This window comes from Knoellia sp. LjRoot47 (assembly GCF_964253435.1).
GTDB lineage: Bacteria > Actinomycetota > Actinomycetes > Actinomycetales > Dermatophilaceae > Knoellia.
Genome location: NZ_CAXUQS020000001.1, coordinates 3016022 through 3033971 on the forward strand (window position 1 = coordinate 3016022; position 17950 = coordinate 3033971).

16 protein-coding genes and 1 pseudogene are annotated in these 17950 nt (G+C 71.2%); 10 read left to right on the forward strand and 7 right to left on the reverse strand.

Going from position 1 to position 17950, the window contains the following annotated elements; genetic code table 11:
* Positions 1-42: 42 nt before the first annotated feature.
* Positions 43-462 carry a hypothetical protein gene (locus ACSQ11_RS14575; protein ID WP_436006615.1) on the forward strand — a complete coding sequence of 140 codons (420 nt, stop codon included), beginning with the start codon at positions 43-45 and terminating at the stop codon, positions 460-462.
* Positions 463-488: 26 nt separating this feature from the next.
* Here ACSQ11_RS14575 and map read toward each other — a convergent pair.
* The 4 genes and pseudogenes from map to ACSQ11_RS14595 all read right to left on the reverse strand — a co-directional run bounded on the left by map (position 489) and on the right by ACSQ11_RS14595 (position 4677).
* Positions 489-1258 (reverse strand): annotated as a pseudogene (map, locus tag ACSQ11_RS14580) (type I methionyl aminopeptidase).
* A 12-nt stretch (positions 1259-1270) separates the two neighbouring features.
* Positions 1271-1774 carry a Cys-tRNA(Pro) deacylase gene (gene ybaK / locus ACSQ11_RS14585; protein WP_436006617.1) on the reverse strand — a complete coding sequence of 168 codons (504 nt, stop codon included), beginning with the start codon at positions 1772-1774 and terminating at the stop codon, positions 1271-1273.
* A 22-nt stretch (positions 1775-1796) separates the two neighbouring features.
* Positions 1797-3068: an MFS transporter gene (locus tag ACSQ11_RS14590; protein WP_436006619.1), complete on the reverse strand. Its 1272-nt coding sequence runs from the start codon at positions 3066-3068 to the stop codon at positions 1797-1799.
* Positions 3069-3222: 154 nt separating this feature from the next.
* Positions 3223-4677, reverse strand: a complete 1455-nt coding sequence (locus tag ACSQ11_RS14595) for a KamA family radical SAM protein (RefSeq protein ID WP_436006621.1) — start codon at positions 4675-4677, stop codon at positions 3223-3225.
* An 86-nt stretch (positions 4678-4763) separates the two neighbouring features.
* Between ACSQ11_RS14595 and ACSQ11_RS14600 the strand changes: the two genes are divergently transcribed.
* Genes ACSQ11_RS14600 through ACSQ11_RS14610 form a run of 3 tightly spaced genes read left to right on the forward strand, consistent with a single transcriptional unit; the run spans position 4764 to position 9193 of the window.
* The gene (locus ACSQ11_RS14600; RefSeq protein WP_436006623.1) at positions 4764-5912 is read left to right on the forward strand and encodes an L-erythro-3,5-diaminohexanoate dehydrogenase; all 1149 of its coding nucleotides are present in this window, start codon (positions 4764-4766) and stop codon (positions 5910-5912) included.
* A gap of 18 nt (positions 5913-5930) precedes the next feature.
* Positions 5931-7988 (forward strand): phosphate acetyltransferase, encoded by a 2058-nt coding sequence (gene pta / locus ACSQ11_RS14605; RefSeq protein WP_436006625.1) that lies wholly within the window; start codon positions 5931-5933, stop codon positions 7986-7988.
* On the forward strand, positions 7988-9193 hold the full coding sequence (locus ACSQ11_RS14610; protein WP_436006627.1) for an acetate/propionate family kinase: 1206 nt from the start codon (positions 7988-7990) through the stop codon (positions 9191-9193). Before pta ends, ACSQ11_RS14610 begins: the two co-directional genes overlap by 1 nt.
* Here ACSQ11_RS14610 and ACSQ11_RS14615 read toward each other — a convergent pair.
* Positions 9178-9960: a class I SAM-dependent DNA methyltransferase gene (locus tag ACSQ11_RS14615; protein WP_436006629.1), complete on the reverse strand. Its 783-nt coding sequence runs from the start codon at positions 9958-9960 to the stop codon at positions 9178-9180. The two genes, ACSQ11_RS14610 and ACSQ11_RS14615, sit on opposite strands and share 16 nt — an antisense overlap.
* Before the next feature lie 134 nt (positions 9961-10094).
* On the opposite strand from ACSQ11_RS14615, the gene ACSQ11_RS14620 reads away from it, so the two are divergent.
* From ACSQ11_RS14620 to ACSQ11_RS14645, 6 genes are read left to right on the forward strand one after another with little or no spacing between them, the layout of a single operon-like run.
* Positions 10095-11684: a lysine 5,6-aminomutase subunit alpha gene (locus ACSQ11_RS14620; RefSeq protein WP_436006631.1), complete on the forward strand. Its 1590-nt coding sequence runs from the start codon at positions 10095-10097 to the stop codon at positions 11682-11684.
* Positions 11681-12496 (forward strand): OAM dimerization domain-containing protein, encoded by an 816-nt coding sequence (locus ACSQ11_RS14625; protein ID WP_436006633.1) that lies wholly within the window; start codon positions 11681-11683, stop codon positions 12494-12496. The genes ACSQ11_RS14620 and ACSQ11_RS14625 overlap by 4 nt, the downstream gene beginning before the upstream one ends.
* 5 nt (positions 12497-12501) lie before the next feature.
* Positions 12502-12891: a hotdog domain-containing protein gene (locus tag ACSQ11_RS14630; RefSeq protein ID WP_436006635.1), complete on the forward strand. Its 390-nt coding sequence runs from the start codon at positions 12502-12504 to the stop codon at positions 12889-12891.
* Between the two features lie 23 nt (positions 12892-12914).
* The gene (gene lnt / locus ACSQ11_RS14635) at positions 12915-14510 is read left to right on the forward strand and encodes an apolipoprotein N-acyltransferase (protein ID WP_436006637.1); all 1596 of its coding nucleotides are present in this window, start codon (positions 12915-12917) and stop codon (positions 14508-14510) included.
* Positions 14503-15276 carry a polyprenol monophosphomannose synthase gene (locus ACSQ11_RS14640; protein WP_436006639.1) on the forward strand — a complete coding sequence of 258 codons (774 nt, stop codon included), beginning with the start codon at positions 14503-14505 and terminating at the stop codon, positions 15274-15276. Before lnt ends, ACSQ11_RS14640 begins: the two co-directional genes overlap by 8 nt.
* A complete protein-coding gene (locus tag ACSQ11_RS14645) occupies positions 15273-15767 on the forward strand; it encodes an FxsA family protein (RefSeq protein ID WP_436006641.1) in 495 nt (164 codons plus the stop codon). The genes ACSQ11_RS14640 and ACSQ11_RS14645 overlap by 4 nt, the downstream gene beginning before the upstream one ends.
* A 206-nt stretch (positions 15768-15973) precedes the next feature.
* Here the strand turns inward: ACSQ11_RS14645 and ACSQ11_RS14650 are convergent, their stop codons facing one another.
* A complete protein-coding gene (locus tag ACSQ11_RS14650; protein ID WP_035948866.1) occupies positions 15974-16336 on the reverse strand; it encodes an RNA polymerase-binding protein RbpA in 363 nt (120 codons plus the stop codon).
* Between the two features lie 188 nt (positions 16337-16524).
* The gene (locus tag ACSQ11_RS14655; protein WP_436006644.1) at positions 16525-17910 is read right to left on the reverse strand and encodes an MFS transporter; all 1386 of its coding nucleotides are present in this window, start codon (positions 17908-17910) and stop codon (positions 16525-16527) included.
* Between the last annotated feature and the right edge of the window lie 40 nt (positions 17911-17950).

A 17950-nucleotide genomic window follows, 5' to 3' on the forward strand; every position in this document is an offset into this window, starting at 1 on the left:
AAGTCCGCGGCCGCTACGCGGTGTCCGGGCACGATCGGCGGCATGACCTTCGAGAACCTGCCCCCGAACTTCCGTGACCGCGCGCTCGACGACCCGGTGCTGCGCGCCGACGCCGTCGACCTCTTCGTCTCGCACGCCGACCGTGAGGCCGGCTGTCTCGCACTGGTGTTCCTCGACGAGGAGCACCGGGTGACCACGCCCGTCGTCATCGGCGAGATGGGAACGCCCACGACCGAGCAGGTGGAGTTCGTGCTCGTCAAGGTCGTCGCCGACCTGCGACCGCCGGCTCTCGTCGTGGCGCTCGGCCGACTCGGCTCGTCGCTCTTCACCGACGACGACCGCGCGTGCCACCAGGCGGTTGTCGACGGGTGCCGAGCGCTCGGGGTCGAGCTGCTCGCCACCTACGTCGTCACGGGCAACGCCGTGCGTGAGCTCCCCGACCACCTGAGGATGGCGTCCTAGCGCGTTCCAGCGCGTTCTGGCGCGCCTCAGGGCAGCGTGAGGATCTCGGCGCCGTCGTCGGTGATGGCGATCGTGTGCTCCGTGTGCGCGGTGAGGCACCCGGTCGCGCTGCGCAGGGTCCAGCCGTCCGCATCGGTGACGAGCTCGGCGGTGTCGGCCATGACCCACGGCTCGAGGGCGAGCATCAGTCCCGGACGCAGCGTGAAGCCACGACCCGGCCGGCCGGTGTTGGAGACGTGCGGGTCCTGGTGCATCGTCGAGCCGATGCCGTGCCCACCGAACTGGGTGTTGACCGGGTAGCCCGCCTGCGTGAGCACCGTGCCGATGGCGTGAGAGAGGTCGCCGATCCGGGCGCCCGGGCCGGCCGCCGCGATCCCCGCCTCCAGCGCCCGCTCGGTGGCGGCGATGAGGGCGCCACCCTGTGGCTGCTTCTCGGCGCCACCGACGACGAACGTGATCGCCGCGTCGGCCGCGACCCCTCCTTGAGGACTGCGAGGTCGAGGGTGAGGACATCACCGTCGGCGAGCGCGTAGTCGTGCGGCAGGCCGTGCAGGACGGCGTCGTTGACCGAGGTGCAGATGTAGTGCCCGAACGGCCCGCGCCCGAAGGAGGGCTCGTAGTCGACGTAGCAGGACTCCGCGCCGGCGTCCTCGATCATCGCCCTGGTCCAGGCGTCGATCTCGAGGAGGTTCGTGCCGGCCGTGCTGCGCGCCTTGACCGTCTGCAGGATCTCACCGACGAGGGCGCCGGTGACCCGGCCGCGCGCGACCTCCGTGGGGCTGAGGATCTCGATCATGGAGCGACCCTCTCACGCCGCCGGACGGGCGATCGGAGCCAGGGTGGCGCCGGTGGCGCGGACGAGGTCCTCGGGGGAGAGCTCGAGGTCGAGACCGCGACGACCTCCGGAGACGAGCACCGTGTCGTGCGTCGTCGCCGACACGTCGACGACGGTCGGGAGCGACCGCTTCTGGCCGATGGGTGAGATGCCGCCGACGACGTAGCCCGAGCTGCGCTCTGCCGCATCGGGGTCGGCCATCGCGACCTTCTTCACGCCCAGGGCGGAGGCGATCGCCTTGAGGTCGAGGGTGCCGTCCACCGGCACGACGCCGACCGCCAGGCCGGTGCCGGTGTCGACGAGGAGGGTCTTGAAGACCCGGGCCGGCGCGACGCCCAGCGCCTGCGCGGCCTCGAGGCCGAACGACTCGGCCGCGGGGTCGTGCTCGTAGGCGCGGACGGCATACGCGATCTTTGCGCGGGTCAGCGCTGCGGTCGCCGGAGTGCCGACCGAACCACCGCGGTCCTTGCGTCCCATGCCGCGAGGGTATGCCGTCCGCTCACTCCTTCGTGCCGAACGTCCGCAGCAGCGCGGCCGAGCCAGAGAGGACGACGACGGCAAGCCCGTAGAGGGTCGCGGTCGTGGCCAGTCCCAGCTCGGGAGCCGCAAAGCCCGCAGCCACCGCGGGCAGCCCGAACGCGAGGTAGCTCACGACGAAGACGCTGGAGAAGAGCTCACCGCGCTGCTCCGGGCCGACCGTCGGGGTGATCGAGCGCATGATGCCGAGGAACGACGTGCCGAAGCCAGAGCCGGCGACCACCGCGGCGAGCAGGAAGCCGGCGAGCGACTCCGCGTGCAGGGCGACGAGCGTGAGGACGGTGCCGAGCGCGAGCATCGTCGTGCCGTAGATCGTGATCTGACGCGGGGTGCGGTTGCGCCACAGGTAGGAGCTGAGCGAGCCCGTCCCGGTGAGGACGGCGACGACCGAGCCCTGGGCGACGTGGGAGGTGCCCCCGAGGAGCTGGCCGACGATCGGCGCGCCGAGGGAGAGGTAGAGGCCACCGGTGGCCCAGCCCGCGAACAGCGCCGGCGCGCTCCGCCGGAAGGCCGGGCGGGCCGGTGCAGGGATGCCCACGCGGGGACGCAGCGACCGGGCCCAGCCGTCGTGGCGGGGTGAGGTCTCGGGGAGTGCGAGGACCGCCAGGGACAACACGACGTAGGCCGCGGTGAGTGCGGCGAAGACGATGGTGAGTGCACCGGTCGGCGAGGCGTCGAGGACCGCACCGGCGGCGAGCGCACCTGCCGCGAGGCCGAACAGCGGCGTGACACTGTTGAGGGTTGCGGCGAGGCCCGGGCGTGACCGGGGCTCGAGGTCGGTGACGGCAGCGGTCATCGTCGACAGGAGCAGTCCGCCTGCGACGCCCTGCACGACGCGGGAGAGCAGCAGGGTGGTGACGCTGTCGGCGTGCCAGAAGCCGGCCATGCTCGCGGCGAGGACGACGAAGCCCACGGCGAGGACGGGGCGCCGGCCGATGTGGTCCGAGAGCGACCCGGTGACGAGGAGCGTCGCCAGCAGCGCCAGGGCATAGACACCGAAGATCGTCGTCATCATGCCGGCGGAGAACCCGATCTCCTGCTGGAGCACCGGGTAGAACGGCGACGGGGCGCTCGCACCGATCATCATGGCGACGACCGCCGTGAGCGCCACCGCGAAGCCGGCGCCGCCCCGCAGCCGCCCGGTGCCCGAGGACGACGACGTCGACACGGCTCGATCGGTTCCACCCGGCGCGACCTGCCCGCCCGACGTGGTTCGGGTGCTCGTCGTGCTCATGGGGGCCTCTCGAACGGAAACGGCGGTACGAGAGGAGAAGAACCGCTACCGCCGCCTGCGCATTCCCCGGGACGACCGACGGGCCCGACCCTCGCCGTGAGGATCGGGCCCGTGCGGGTCGGCGGTCGGCGGTCGGCTCAGCCGGCCGGTGAGGTCAGTCGAGGTCGCGCGCCGACGCGTCGCGGCTCGCTCCGGCGCCGGCGAGCGCAGCGGCGTGCACCTCGTCGACGTCGGTGTTGGAGCGCCACCAGTCCTGGCCCGCCTCGGGGAGGGTGTAGATCGGGTCGTAGTAGACGTACTCGCGCGACAGCGCCTGCTCGTCCGAGCCCTCGATCGAGGTGCGGTAGTTCTTGCGCCAGAACGACATGCCCTTGTCGCGGTCGTAGCTGTCGACCTGGTGCACCCAGCGCTTGCCGACGAACGGGACGTCGCAGACGATGCGCGGCGTCGCGAAGCCGGGGAGGTAGCCCATGATCGAGTGCTGCAGGTGCTGCGCCTCGTGCAGGGCGAGGCGCCAGTGCTCCGAGAACGGGATCATGTCGCACATGTAGAAGTAGTACGGCGTGATCATGGCCTCGTCCTGGAGGGCGAAGCAGAGGTCGAGCAGGTCCTCGCTCGTGTCGTTGACACCGCGCATGAGGACGCCCTGGTTGCGGACGTCGCGGACGCCGGCCTCGAGCATCGCCTTCGCCGCGTTCGCGACGAGCGGCGTCACCGAGTTCGCGTGGTTGACGTGGGTGTGGATGGCCAGCGACACACCGCGCGAGCGGGCGAGGGCCGAGACCCGGGCGACACCCTCGACGACGTCGTCCTGCAGCCAGTGCTGCGGCAGGCCCATGAGCGCCTTGGTCGCGAGTCGGATGTCGCGGATGTTGTCGATGCGCAGGAGCTTGTCGAGGAAGCCCTCGAGGTTCTTCCACGGCATGTTGGCGACGTCGCCACCGGAGACGACGACGTCACGCACCTGCGGGGTGCGCTGGAGGTAGTCGAGCATCGCGGCGTGGCGGTCGACCGGCTTGCCGGCGAGCTTGAGCTTGACGATCTGCGGCGTCGAGTTGCCGACGAGGTCCATGCGCGTGCAGTGGCCGCAGTACTGCGGGCACGTCGGCAGCATCTCGGCGAGGACCTTGGTGGGGTAGCGGTGGGTCAGCCCCTCGACGGCCCACATGTCGTGCTCGTGGAGGCTGTCACGGGCGGCGAACGGGTGCGAGGCCCAGTCGGTGCGGCGGTCGCTGAAGACGGGGAGCATGTAGCGGCGCACCGGGTCGGCGAGGAACGCCTCGGTGAACGCCGCACCGGCAGCCGGCATGGCGCCGTCGGCCCAGCTCGTCTCGCTCACCATGGTGTTGAGCATCTGCGGCGGCACGAGCATCGACATCGTGGCGCGCTCGGCCTGGTCGCGCTCGAGGTCGGCGTAGAGCTCGTCGGTGAGGAGGTCGCCCATGAGGTCGCGCAGCTGTCCGACGTTCTTGACGCAGTGGGCTCGCTGCCACTGCGCGCTCGCCCACTCGGCGGCGGTGACGTCACGCCACCCCGGGAAGCGGGTCCAGTCGGGCTCGACGAGCTCCGTGCGCCGGTAGACGTAGGGCTGCTCGATGTTCGTCGTCATGTCTGCGAGGATACGGACAGATCACTCGTTCGTCACATCACTACCGCAATATTTGTTGCCGCGTGTCGCCTGACAGGAGAACTTTCGTGCCCGCCACGACCTCGCCCCCCTCCACCACCTCGTCGCCGCTCGGGGTCCACCGGGTCCTCGAGCCGGCGGGGGAGTCGCTGCCCCAGGCAGCCCGCGTCCTCGACGCCCGACCGGAGATCTGGCCCGACGAGGTCCGGATCGACGTCGAGACGCTCAACCTCGACGCCGCGTCCTACCGCCAGCTGCACGACAAGCACGGGGGAGACGGCGACGCGATCCGCGCGGAGGTGCTCGAGATCGTGAGCACGCGCGGCAAGATGCAGAATCCCGTCACCGGCAGCGGCGGCATGCTCATCGGCACCGTCGCAGAGGTCGGGCCGGGGTCGACGCTCGGCCTGTCGGTCGGCGACCGGGTCGCGACCCTGGTCTCCTTGTCGCTCACGCCGCTCGCGATCACCGACGGCCTCGCCCGCTGGGACGGGTCGGGGGAGCGGGTGCCCGCAGCCGGGCACGCGATCCTCTTCGGCCGCTCCATCGCCGCGACGCTTCCGGGCGACCTCTCGCCCGAGCTCGCGCTCATGGTCATGGACGTCTGCGGCGCACCCGCGCTCGTGGCCCGGACCGTCCGGTCGTATGCCGGCCGCCCGGCGTCCGCGCCCGGTGCACCTGCCGATCCTGGCGTCTCGGGCGACTCCGTGGTCCCGGCCGGCTCCGGCACCCCGCACGCAGGCCCCTCGGTCGTCGTGCTCGGTGGCGCGGGCAAGTCCGGATCGCTCTCGCTCGCGGCTGCGGCCGACGCGGGCGCCACCCGCCGGGTCGCCGTCGTCCGCGACGCCGCCGAGGCCGCGCTGCTCGAGGGCACGGGGCTCGCCACGCATGTCGTCGTCGCCGATGCCCGCAGCCCACTGGGGCTCAGCGAGACGCTCGCGACCGTCGGAGGTCCGGCCGACCTCACCGTCGTCTGCGTCGACGTCACGGGGTGCGAGCAGCCGGCGATCCTCGCGACCGCCGAGGGCGGCACCGTGATCTTCTTCTCGATGGCGACGAGCTTCGCGGCCGCGGCCCTCGGCGCCGAGGGGCTCGCCGCCGACGTGACGATGCTCGTCGGCAACGGCTACGTCCCCGGCCACGCGGCATACGCGCTCGAGCTGCTGCGCGGCAACACCTCGGTGCGAGCCCTGTTCGAGGGCCGGCTCGAGCGCTAGCACGGTAGTTTCGCGACTGTGGTGACGAGCATCTACATCGCCGGGACCGAGGCACGGTCCGGCAAGTCGGCCGTGGCGGTCGGTCTGCTCGACCAGCTGTCCCGGCGTGCCGGCCGGGTCGGGGTGTTCCGCCCCATCGTCCGTGCGGGTGGGCCGGACGAGCTCGTGCAGACGCTGCTCTCGCGGCTGCCCGGATCCCTCACCGTCGAGCAGGCGTGCGGGGTGACCTACGACGAGCTGCACACCTCGCCCGAGCGGGCGATGGGAGTCATCGTCGACCGCTTCCACGAGGTGGCCCGCGAGCACGACGTCGTGCTCGTCGTGGGGTCGGACTTCACCGACGTCGCGGCCCCGACCGAGTTCTCCGTCAACGCTGCCGTCGCCGCCAACCTCGGCTCACGGCTGCTGCTCGTCGTCCCGGCGCTCGACCGTGACGCCGGCGAGGTCGCCACGACCGCCGAGATGGCGGTGGCCGCGGCGCGGGGCGTCCACGCACACGTCACGGGGGTCATCGCCAACCAGGTCGCACCCGACCGGCTCGACGCGACCCGCGAGGTGCTCGGCAGCCGTCTCGGCGTGCCGGTACAGGCCCTCCCGGAGACACCGCTGCTGCGTGCCCCCACCGTGGGCGACCTCATGGCGGCCTGCGACGGGCGACTGGTCCACGGTGACCCGGCCTTCCTCGACCGCGAGTGCATGGGGCTCGTCGTGGCGGCGATGACGATGCCGCACGTCCTCGACCGGCTCATCGAGGGCGGTGTCGTCATCGTCCCCGGCGACCGTGAGGACGTCGTCATCGGCGTCCTGCTGGCGCACCGCTCCAAGACCTTCCCATCGCTGTCGGGCATCGTCCTCAACGGTGGCTTCCCGCTGCCCGCCCAGGTGGAGCGGCTCATCGAGGGTCTCGACGTCGTGCTGCCGGTCATCGCGACCGATGGCGGCACGATGACGACGGCCTCCCAGCTCGGTGCGGCGCGTGGACACCTCACCCCGACGTCCGCGCGCAAGCTCGCCGCTGCCGTCGCGATGGTCGAGACGGGAGTCGACGCAGAGGAGCTGCTCGGCCACGTCGAACCCACCGACGGGGGAGTGGTGACCCCCCTGATGTTCGAGCACCGGCTCGTCGACGCGGCCCGCGCGGTCGGGTCGCACATCGTCCTGCCCGAGGGTACGGAGGACCGCATCCTCCAGGCCGCGGACACCGTGCTCGCCCGCGGCATCGCCCGGCTGACCCTGCTCGGCGACCCCGAGCTGATCCGCGCCGCCGCGGACCGGCTCGGCGTGGACGTCTCTGCCGCCGAGGTCGTCGACCCGGCCACCAGCGCCTGGCGTGAACGGTTCGCGGCGACCTACGCCGACCTGCGCGCCCACAAGGGCGTGACGCTCGACGAGGCCCGCGACCGGGTGCTCGACCCGTCGTACTTCGGCACGATGATGGTCCACGAGGGACTCGCCGACGGCATGGTCTCGGGGTCCGTCACGACGACGGCGCACACGATCCGACCGGCGCTCGAGATCGTCCGCACCGCGCCCGACGTGTCCGTCGTGTCGAGCGTCTTCCTCATGTGCCTGGCCGACCGGGTTCTCGTCTACGGCGACTGCGCGGTCAACCCCGACCCCACCGCCGAGCAGCTCGCCGACATCGCCCTCTCCTCGGCACGGACCGCCCGCCGATTCGGGATCGAGCCGCGGGTGGCGATGCTCTCGTACTCGACGGGCGAGTCCGGATCCGGAGCCGACGTCGACAAGGTGCGTGCCGCGACGGCACTCGTCCGCGAGCGGGCACCCGAGGTGCTCGTCGAGGGCCCGATCCAGTACGACGCAGCCGTCGACCCGCGCGTGGCAGCGACCAAGCTCAAGGACAGCTCCGTCGCGGGGCGTGCCACCGTCCTGGTCTTCCCCGACCTCAACACCGGCAACAACACCTACAAGGCGGTCCAGCGCAGTGCGTCGGCGGTCGCGATCGGGCCCGTCCTGCAGGGCCTCAACCGACCGGTCAACGACCTCTCCCGCGGCGCCCTCGTGCGCGACATCGTCAACACCGTCGCCATCACCGCGGTGCAGGCGGGCTCCTGATGGCTGCCGCCCGCTGGGTCCTCGTCGTCAACGCCGGCTCGTCCTCGCTCAAGTACCAGGTGCTCGACGCCGCGTCGGGGGAGACGGCCGCGTCCGGCATCGTCGAGCGGATCGGCGGAGCAGGACGGATCGAGCACACCACGGACGGTGAGACCCACGAGCAGGACGTCACGTGCCACGACCACGCGGAGGCGCTCGACGCCGCCCGCGCCGCCCTCAGGGAGCACGGACCCGACCTCGCGACGCTCGACCTCTTCGCCGTCGGTCACCGCGTCGTCCACGGCGGCCCCGACTTCACCGAGCCGGCGCTCGTCGACGACGACGTCCTCGCCGCGGTCGAGGAGCTCGTGCCGCTCGCCCCGCTGCACAACCCCGCGAACCTCGAGGGGATCCGCGGCGCGCGGTCGACCTTCCCCGACGTCCCCCAGGTCGCGGTCTTCGACACGGCCTTCCACCAGACCCTGCCGCCGGCCGCCCACACGTATGCCGTCCCGAAGGCGTGGCGCGAGCACCACCGCGTCCGTCGCTACGGCTTCCACGGCACCTCGCACCGCTACGTCTCGCGCCGCACGGCCGAGCTCCTGGGCCGTGAGCCGGAGGACTGCAACGTCATCGTGCTGCACCTCGGCAACGGCGCCAGCGCCTGCGCCGTGCGCCGCGGGGAAAGCGTCGACACGTCGATGGGGCTGTCCCCGCTCGAGGGTCTCGTCATGGGGACGCGCTCCGGTGACGTCGACCCGGCGCTGGGCGCCTACCTGCAGCGGGTCGCGGGACTCGACGGGACGGCATACGACACCGCCCTCAACAAGGAGAGCGGCCTCCTCGCGCTCGCCGGCGTCTCGGACCTGCGCGAGGTCGAGTCCCGCTGCGAGGCGGGGGACGAGGACGCGGCGCTCGCGGTCGAGGTCATGGTCCACCGCCTCCGCAAGTACGTCGGTGCGTATGCCGTCCTGCTGGGTCGCGTCGACGCCATCGCCTTCACGGGCGGGATCGGCGAGAACAGCGCGATGGTGCGCCGAGAGGTCGTCGAGGGTCTCGGCATCCTCGGTGTCGAGCTCGATCACGGGGCCAACGACGCAGGCGACCCGGAGCGGGTCGTGACGACGCACGGCAGCGCGATCCCGGTGTGGGTGGTGCCCACCAACGAGGAGCTCGAGATCGCCCGCGCCTGCCTGACGGTCGTCGAGGGTCAGGGCAGCCGGTAGACCGACACGTGGGAGGGTGACTCCGACGTGAACGGTGTGCCGCTCCAGTCGGCGTGGCGGGACTCCAGCTCGAAGCCGGCCAGGCGCCCCATGAGGTCGAGCTCGGACGGCCAGATGTAGCGGTGCGGGGTGAAGGCGATGCGCGCCTCGCGCCGCTCGGGCCCACGGGCGTCGGGGTCGAAGCGGACGTGGTGCGACAGGAGCCGCTGGGTCGTCGTGTCGATGGCGTCGAGGCCGAGGTAGCCGTCCTCCACGGAGAAGACCTGCGCCGGAGCGGTGCGTGAGACCCCTCTCAGGTCCGGCACCCAGAGCTCGATGACGAACCGGCCGCCGGGGGAGAGGTGAGCCGCCGCGTTGCGGAAGCACTCGACCTGCGCGTCCTGCGTGAGGAGGTTCGCGATGGTGTTGAAGACGAGGTAGACGAGCGAGAACGTCCCGTCGACCCGCGTCGTCGCCATGTCGCCGTGCACGGCCGTCACACCGTCCGCGCCCTCGGTGCGGCCCAGCTGGTCGAGCATCGGTCGGCTCAGCTCGATCCCGGTCACGCGAACGCCCCGGCGGGCGAGCGGGATCGCGACACGGCCGGTACCGATGGCCAGCTCGAGCGCCGCGCCGCCGCCGGCGAGGTCGGCGAGTCGGTCGACCGTCGGCCCGAGGACGTCGTCGGCGAACATGCCCTCACCGGGGGAGTCGTAGGTCGTCGCGGCCGTCTCGTCCCACAGCTCGTCCTGGGACAGCGAGTCGAGCCGCGTGAGGTCGAGGCTCATGGGGTCCAGCCTGTCGGCGTGGTCAGAGGCGCACAACCGGTTTTGCCGGCGTCCCGGCGAGGCGGTCGTGACGATCTTGCGGCCCCAGGCGAGGCTGACCGCAAGATCGGCGGTGACGTTGGTAGCCTGCCGTCGTGTCTTCACGTCCCCGCCCCCTGCTCGAGCTCGACAAGGCCGACGTCCGCCGGGCCCGCTCCCTCGCCCGCTCCGTCGGGAAGCCCGTCGTCAGGATCGCCAACCAGCACACGACGGTGTCGGTCGAGCGCGCCACGCTGCGCCTCGCCGGGCTGTCCGGCGCCGACCACGAGCGGGTGCCGTGGGTCAACCACCTCGTCGACGCCGTCCGTGAGGGCGTCGGTCTCGAGCACGGTGTCACGCTGCCGGTCTGGGAGGCCCTGCGCCGCGGCGCCGCACCCGACCTGCTCACGCTGGCGCAGATGGCGAGCAGCCGCTCGGTCGACTTCCGCATCCCCGAGGGCAAGGACGCCACCGCGGTGGGCAAGCAGTCCCGCTCGGCGGTGGCACACGGCATACGGACGATCGACAGGCAGCGCGCCGCGCGCGACCGCCTCGTGAAGCGCCACGGAGACCCGAAGCAGCGCCCCTGGATCTATCTCATCGTCGCCACCGGCGACATCTACGAGGACATCCCGCAGGCTCAGGCCGCAGCACGCGAGGGCGCTGACGTCATCGCCGTCATCCGCTCGACCGGGCAGTCGCTCCTCGACTACGTGCCCGAGGGCGCGACGCGCGAGGGGTATGCCGGGACGTACGCCACCCAGGAGAACTTCCGGCTCATGCGGGCCGCGCTCGACGAGACGAGCAAGGAGGTCGGGCGCTACATCCGCCTGACCAACTACGCGAGCGGGCTGTGCATGCCCGAGATCGCGGCGCTCGCGGGCATGGAACGCCTCGACATGATGCTCAACGACTCGATGTACGGCATCCTCTTCCGCGACATCAACCCGATCCGCACGTTCGTCGACCAGCGGTTCAGCCGCCAGGTCCACGCCCGCGCCGGCATCATCATCAACACCGGCGAGGACAACTACCTCACGACGAGCGACGCCGTCGAGGCCGCGCACACCGTGACGGTGAGCCAGCTGCTCAACGAGTACTTCGCCAAGGAGGCCGGGCTCGAGGACTGGCAGCTCGGACTGGGCCACGCCTTCGAGATCAACCCCGACCTGCGCGACAGCTTCCGGATGGAGCTCGCCCACGCGCTGCTCGCCCGCACGCTCTTCCCCGACGCGCCACTCAAGTGGATGCCGCCGACGAAGCACATGACCGGCGACGTCTTCCGCGGCAACCTCCTCGACGGGTTCTTCAACCTCGTCGGCGCCCTCACCGGGCAGGGCATCCTCCTCGTCGGGATGATGACCGAGGCCGTCGTCACCCCGTGGATCTCCGACCGCGACATCGCCCTGCAGAACGTCCGCTACGTCCTCAACGCCGCGGGCGGCCTCACCGAGGACTTCCACCCCCCGCGCGACGGGTTCATCCAGACCCGCGCCCGCCAGGTGCTCAGCGAGGCGATCGACCTGCTCCAGCAGATCAGCGACGAGCCCGGCAAGGCGCCGCTGCTCGAGGCCATCGCCGACGGCACGTTCGGTGAGATGAAGCGCCCGGCGACCGCCGGCAAGGGCCTCGACGGCGTCGTCGAGCGCGCCGACGGCTACGACAACCCCGCGATCACCCTCCTCGAGACAGGGGCCACCCGATGACCGCCAGCTCCACGCCGAAGCGCAGCACCGACGTCGCCGAGGTGGCCGAGATCCCGCAGGTCGTCCGGCCCTACGGCGACCAGACCGGCGACGGCATGGTGCAGGTGTCGTTCACCCTGCCGCTGCCGCACGACAAGCGCGCCGAGGGCGCGGCCCTGCAGCTCGCCGGCAAGATGGGCATCGAGCCCGCGCTGCTCGTGCACGCCAAGCCGATCGGTGACGGGTTCACCTTCTTCGTCGTTTACGGCTCGGTGAAGCACCTCGTCGAGCCCGGGCTCGTCGAGGTCGTCGAGCGCGAGTTCCCGCTGCTCTCCGGCAAGGAGATCAACACGGCCATCAAGCGCCATCTCCGCCGCAAGCTCGTCGTCGTCGGTGCCTGCATCGGCACCGACGCCCACACCGTCGGCATCGACGCGATCCTCAACATCAAGGGCTTCGCGGGGGAGAAGGGCCTCGAGTACCACCGCGAGGTCAAGGTCGTGAACCTCGGCGCCCAGGTGCTCATCCCCGACCTCGTCGAGCGCGCCCGCGCCGAGAAGGCCGACGCCGTCCTCGTCAGCCAGGTCGTCACCCAGCGCGACGCCCACATCCACAACACGACGGCGATGTCGGCGGCGTTCCGCGAGGCCTTCCCGGCGGGCAAGGTGCCGCTGCTCGTCGTGGGTGGTCCGCGCTTCGAGGAGGGCTCGGCCGCCACCCTCGGCGTCGACCGCATCTTCGGCCGGGGCACGACGCCGGGCGAGGTCGCGAGCTATCTCGTCCACGCCCTCGTCGCGCCCCGCGCCTCCGCCGGCCAGAGCAAGGGAGCATGAGCACCATGAGCGAAGCCACCGTGGGGCGCACCGTCACCCATCGCCGCTACGTCCCCTACAGCCACGCGCACTACGCCGGCAACCTCGTCGACGGCGCCCACTCGCTCGCGGCGTTCGGCGACGTCGCCACCGAGATGTGCATCGTCACCGACGGCGACGAGGGCCTGTTCGCGTCGTACAGCGACGTCCAGTTCCTCGCACCCGTGCGGGCCGGCGACTGCATCGAGATCGAGGCGACACTCGTCCGCGTCGGCACCCGCAGCCGTGAGATGGAGTTCGCCGTGCGCGTCGTCGCCCGCGGCAACCCCGCGCGTGGCGAGTCCGCCGCCGACGTCCTCGACCCGCCCGTGGTCGCCACGACCGCCCGCGGCGTCGTGGTGGTGCCACCGCGCTGAGGTCGGTGACCTACGGTGGCCCCGTGCCACCGAGAGTTCCGTATGCCGTTCGCCTCCTCGGCGCGCTCGTCTCGGGTGTGCTCCTCTGGCTGGCGTTCCCCACGCACAACCTCTGGTGGCTGGCTCCGGTGGCGGTCGCGCTGCTGGGTGGCGTGACGATCGACGTCGGTGGCCGCCGCGGGTTCGTCGTCGGCCTCGTCGCCGGGTGGGCCTTCTTCGTGCCGGTCCTGTCGTGGTCAGGCGTCTACGTCGGCAAGGTCCCGTGGTTCGCGCTCGCGACCCTCGAGGCGCTCTACCTCGCCGTGATGTGCGCGGTGATCGGCTTCGTGGGTCAGCGCCTCCGCCCGCGCTGGGGCGACTCCGCGTACGCCGTCCTCCCCTTCGCCTGGGTCGCCCAGGAGCTCGCCCGTGGCACGACGCCGTTCGGCGGATTCCCCTGGGCCCGGCTCGCGTTCAGCCAGGCCGACAGCCCGCTCGCCAACCTCGCGCAGCTCTTCGGGGCTCCTGGTGTGACCTTCGCCGTGGCCGTCGTCGGGACACAGCTGCTCATGGCTCTCGACATCGTGCGCCGTCAACGAGTGCAGGCGCTTGTCATGGTCGTGGTCACGATCGTCTGGGTGGCGCTGGCCGGCCTCCTGCAGCCCTCGGTCGACGGGCGGCGCGTCACCGTCGCGATGGTGCAGGGCAACGTCCCGCGCCCGGGCCTGGAGTTCAATGCCGAACGCCGCGCCGTCCTCGACAACCACGTCCGCGGCACCGAGCTCGTGGGGGAGCGGGTGGCCAGCGGGAACCTCGACGAACGCGTCCCCGAGCCGCTCAGCCTCGTCGTCTGGCCCGAGAACTCCTCGGACATCGACCCCATCCGCAACCCGGATGCCGCCGCACAGGTCCAGCGCGCCCTGTCCGCCGTCGGCGTCCCCGTCATCGTCGGAGCCGTGCTGCAGGAGCCCCAGCCCGAGGTCTCCAACGTCTCGCTGCTCTACCGGCCTGGGGGAGGGGAGCCCGAGCGCTACGTGAAGAACCACCCGGTGCCGTTCGCCGAGTACATCCCCTACCGCTCGTTCTTCCGGAACTTCAGCGACAAGGTCGACCTCGTCACCAAGGACTTCGCCAAGGGCACCCGGCTCGGCGCGTTCCGCATCGACGCGCCGTCGGGCGCCTACTGGGCGTTGCCGACGATCTGCTTCGAGGTGGCGTACGACGGGCTCATGCGCGAGTCGGTCACGCAGCCCGGCAAGGACGCGGGCCTCATCCTCGTCCAGACCAACAACGCAACCTTCGGCTACACCGCCGAGTCCGAGCAGCAGTTCGCCATCTCGCGCATCCGCGCCATCGAGCACGGCCGCTCCGTCGCCCACGTGTCCACGGTCGGGGTGTCCGGCTTCATCGCGCCGGACGGGTCCGTCACCGGCAAGACCGGGTTGTTCACCGCTGAGCAGCGCATCGGCTCGGTCGCGATCCGCACCGACCGCACCCTCTCCGACACGCTCGGACCGTGGCCCGAGCGCCTCGCCGTCGTCGTCCTGCTCGGCCTGTGTGCCGCGGCCGTGCTCCGGGCGCGGCGGGATAGGGTCGACCGACCCGATTCGGCGCGAACCACGAAGGACCCCGTTGACTGAGCGTTCACCCCTCGACCGCGTTGTCGTGCTCATCCCGACCTACAACGAGCGCGAGAACCTCCCGACCATCGTCGGACGCGTCCGCAACGCCGTCCCCGAGGTCGACGTCTGCGTGCTCGACGACAACTCGCCCGACGGCACGGGCGACGTCGCCGACGAGCTCGCCGACGCCGACGACCAGGTCCACGTCCTGCACCGCGCGGGCAAGGAGGGTCTCGGGGCGGCATACCTCCACGGGTTCGCCTGGGCGCTCGAGCACGGCTACGACGCCGTCGTCGAGATGGACGCCGACGGGTCGCACCGTCCCGAGGACCTGCGCCGCCTGCTGGACGCCGCGCAGGACGCCGACCTCGTCATCGGCTCGCGCTGGGTCCCCGGCGGCACGGTCGTCAACTGGCCGACCCACCGCAAGGTGCTCAGCGTCGGTGGCAACATCTACACCCGCGTCCTGCTCGGCATGGACGTCCACGACGCCACCGCCGGCTACCGGGTCTATCGGGCCGAGGCGCTGCGCGAGCTCGACCTGCACAGCGTCGAGTCGGCCGGCTACTGCTTCCAGGTCGACCTCACCCGCCGGGCGGTGCTCGCCGGGCTCGAGGTCGTCGAGGTCCCCATCACCTTCGTCGAGCGTGAGATCGGGCAGTCCAAGATGGACCAGAGCATCGTGCGCGAGTCGCTCGGCCGCATCACGGCCTGGGGCGTCCAACGCCGCACCGAGCAGGTGAGGGAACGGCTCGCGTCGCGTACGCGTTGGCACAGGTTGTGAACCACCCGATCGGCTCCACCCCCTACGCGCGACGGCAGCGGCGACCACGCTGGCTGACGTTCGTGCTCGTCGGCCTCGTCCTCGCTCCCGTGATCGAGATCACGGCGCTCGTCCTCGTCGGCAAGGCCATCGGGATCGGCTGGACGCTGCTCGCGCTCATCGCGCTCACCCTGCTCGGCACGTGGCTCATGCGCCGCGAGGGGTCACGGGCGTGGAAGGCGCTGCGCGAGGCCTTGCAGACCGGGCGGATGCCGAGCCGCGAGATCGCCGACGGCGCCCTCGTCCTCATCGGTGGCGCGTTCCTGCTGCTGCCCGGCTTCGTCAGCGACGTCATCGGGCTCTTCTTCGTCCTGCCCTTCACCCGCGTCTTCGCGCGCCGCCTGCTCGAGGCGTTCGTCGCGAGCCGGGTCCTCGTGGCCGTGCCGTTCCCCGGCCGGGGCCCTGGCGCGACGGGCGCGCAGGGCACCATCCAGGGCGAGGTCGTCGACTGACGCCAGGGCCCACACCCCCACCACACGACTGATTGCCCCACGGCGAGGCGTACCGCCTCGCCGTGGGGCAATCAGTTGGGGGACCGGACCCGTGGGGGGACCGACTCGACACCTGGTGGGCCATCTGTGGCTGGCCCAGAAATGCACGTATGCCGTGTGCCCGAGGTGGGCACACGGCATACGACGTCTGGAAGGAGGAAACCGCGTCAGGCGGACTTCTTCTTGCCCGGCTTCTCACCGCGCGAGGCGCGCAGCAGGGTGAGGCGCTCCTCGAGGAGCTCCTCAAGCTCGGGGATCGAGCGACGCTCGAGCAGCATGTCCCAGTGGGTGCGGACGTGCTTGACCGGCTTGGCCTCGGGCTCGGGGCCACCGCCCTGGAGCTTGGCCTCCTCGCCGCAGCGGCACTCCCACACGGAGGGGATCTCGGCCTCGATCGAGAACGGAAGCTCGATCTTGTGACCCTGCGGGCACAGGTAGGTGGTGATCTGACGCTCGCTCGGGACGACGTTCTCGTCCGTCTCCATGCTGAGGGCGCCGAGTCGGCTGCCGCGCAGGCTGCGTTCTGCCATGGGGTAACTCCCAACGAATTCGTGGATCCCGGCGGATGGGTGCGGACGCCGGGTGTCACAGGGTGAAACGGATGAGGAACACTCGTTGTTCCGAGAGCAGCGAAGACTTCGCGGCCCGCCTGGCAGGGCTCGTTTCCCCCATGTGACTGAGCACGCCCGTGAGGACGCGACATATCAGTCTAGCGGATCTAGACGACTGCTGGCACCTCGTTGCCGGCCTCGCGGATTCCCTTGCGCATGTCGACCTTGGCGAGGAGCACGCCACCGAGCACGAAGAAGACGATGAGCGCGAGGATCGCAGGGCGGTAGGAGTCGGTGAGCTGGTGCACCACACCGAAGATCACCGCGCCGAACCAGCTCGTGCCGCGCTCGAGCGCCTGGTAGAGGCTGAAGAACTCGGCCTCGCGGTCGCGGGGGACGAGCTGCGAGTACATCGAGCGGCTCAGCGCCTGGGTGCCACCCATGACGAGGCCGATGCCGACTCCGAGCGCGAAGAGGGCGGCGAGGGCCTTCTCCGGGACGAAGAACGCGGCGACGATGACGAGCACCCACATGCCGATCCCCCCGAGGACGGTGCGCCACGCCCCGAGCCGTCGAGCCACCTGCCCGAAGATCAGCGCGCCACCGAAGGCGACGAACTGCACCATGAGGAAGAGCGTGAGCATCGTCGTCTCGGAGAAGCCGAGCTCGGCCGTGCCGTAGAGGCTCGACTGCCCGATGACGGTCTGGATCCCGTCGTTGAAGAACATGTAGGCCACGAGGAAGAGCAGCGTCTGGCGCAGCCCGAGCAGGTGCTTGAAGGTGTCGGAGAGCTGACGGAAGGTGCCCCCGACGACGCCGGCCTTGGCCGCCACGACGGGCTTCTCGACCCCGCGCATCTGCCACATGCCGAGCACGGGGATGAGCGTGAACAGGCCCCACCACAAGCCGGCCATGAGCATGCTGATCCGGACCGTCTGGCCGGTGCCGCCGAACGTCTCCTCGTTGCTCAGCATGAGGAAGTTGACGGCGAGCAGGAGGCCACCGCCGAGGTAGCCGAGCGCCCAGCCCCGCGAGGAGACCTTGTCGCGGTCGTCGGGGTGGGCGATCCGCACGAGGATCGCGTCGTAGACCACGAGCGAGGCACCGAGCGCGATGCTGGCGACCATGAGCAGGATGACGCCCAGCTGCCAGTTGGTGCCCTCGACGAAGAACATCAGGGAGGCGGCCACGGAGCCGATGCCGGCGAACAGGGCCATGAGTCGCGCCGGTCGCTTCACGCGGTCGGCGATGGCGCCGACGAAGATGAGGAGCAGCGCCCCGACGAAGGTCGACAGCGCCACGGTGTACGGGTGGAGCGAGCCCGGGTCGATGGGCAGCCCGAGGACCTCGAGGTCGGTCGTGCACTTGACGCCGTCGGCCAGCCCCGGGCACGCGGCCTCGGTGGCGATCGCGGTGAGATAGGGCCCGAAGAGGACCGTCGCGGTGGTCGTCACGAAGGCCGAGTTGGCCCAGTCGTACCAGTACCAAGGGCGTTGGTACCGGGCGGTGTCCGCGTACTCGTCGAGGGCGGGTGCGGCCGACTGCGTCGTCATGAGCCGAACTGTCGCACACGAGGAACCGCGAGGGGGCGAG

Excerpts from the sequence above, each read along its gene's own strand:
- ACSQ11_RS14610 (WP_436006627.1), top strand. The coding sequence starts at position 7,988 with ATGGCTGCCGCCCGCTGGGTCCTCGTCGTCAACGCCGGCTCGTCCTCG.
- ACSQ11_RS14595 (WP_436006621.1), bottom strand. The coding sequence starts at position 4,677 with ATGACGACGAACATCGAGCAGCCCTACGTCTACCGGCGCACGGAGCTC.
- ACSQ11_RS14615 (WP_436006629.1), bottom strand. The coding sequence starts at position 9,960 with ATGAGCCTCGACCTCACGCGGCTCGACTCGCTGTCCCAGGACGAGCTG.
- ACSQ11_RS14625 (WP_436006633.1), top strand. The coding sequence starts at position 11,681 with ATGACCGCCAGCTCCACGCCGAAGCGCAGCACCGACGTCGCCGAGGTG.
- ACSQ11_RS14575 (WP_436006615.1), top strand. The coding sequence starts at position 43 with ATGACCTTCGAGAACCTGCCCCCGAACTTCCGTGACCGCGCGCTCGAC.
- ACSQ11_RS14630 (WP_436006635.1), top strand. The coding sequence starts at position 12,502 with ATGAGCGAAGCCACCGTGGGGCGCACCGTCACCCATCGCCGCTACGTC.
- ACSQ11_RS14655 (WP_436006644.1), bottom strand. The coding sequence starts at position 17,910 with ATGACGACGCAGTCGGCCGCACCCGCCCTCGACGAGTACGCGGACACC.
- ybaK (WP_436006617.1), bottom strand. The coding sequence starts at position 1,774 with ATGGGACGCAAGGACCGCGGTGGTTCGGTCGGCACTCCGGCGACCGCA.
- ACSQ11_RS14650 (WP_035948866.1), bottom strand. The coding sequence starts at position 16,336 with ATGGCAGAACGCAGCCTGCGCGGCAGCCGACTCGGCGCCCTCAGCATG.
- ACSQ11_RS14590 (WP_436006619.1), bottom strand. The coding sequence starts at position 3,068 with ATGAGCACGACGAGCACCCGAACCACGTCGGGCGGGCAGGTCGCGCCG.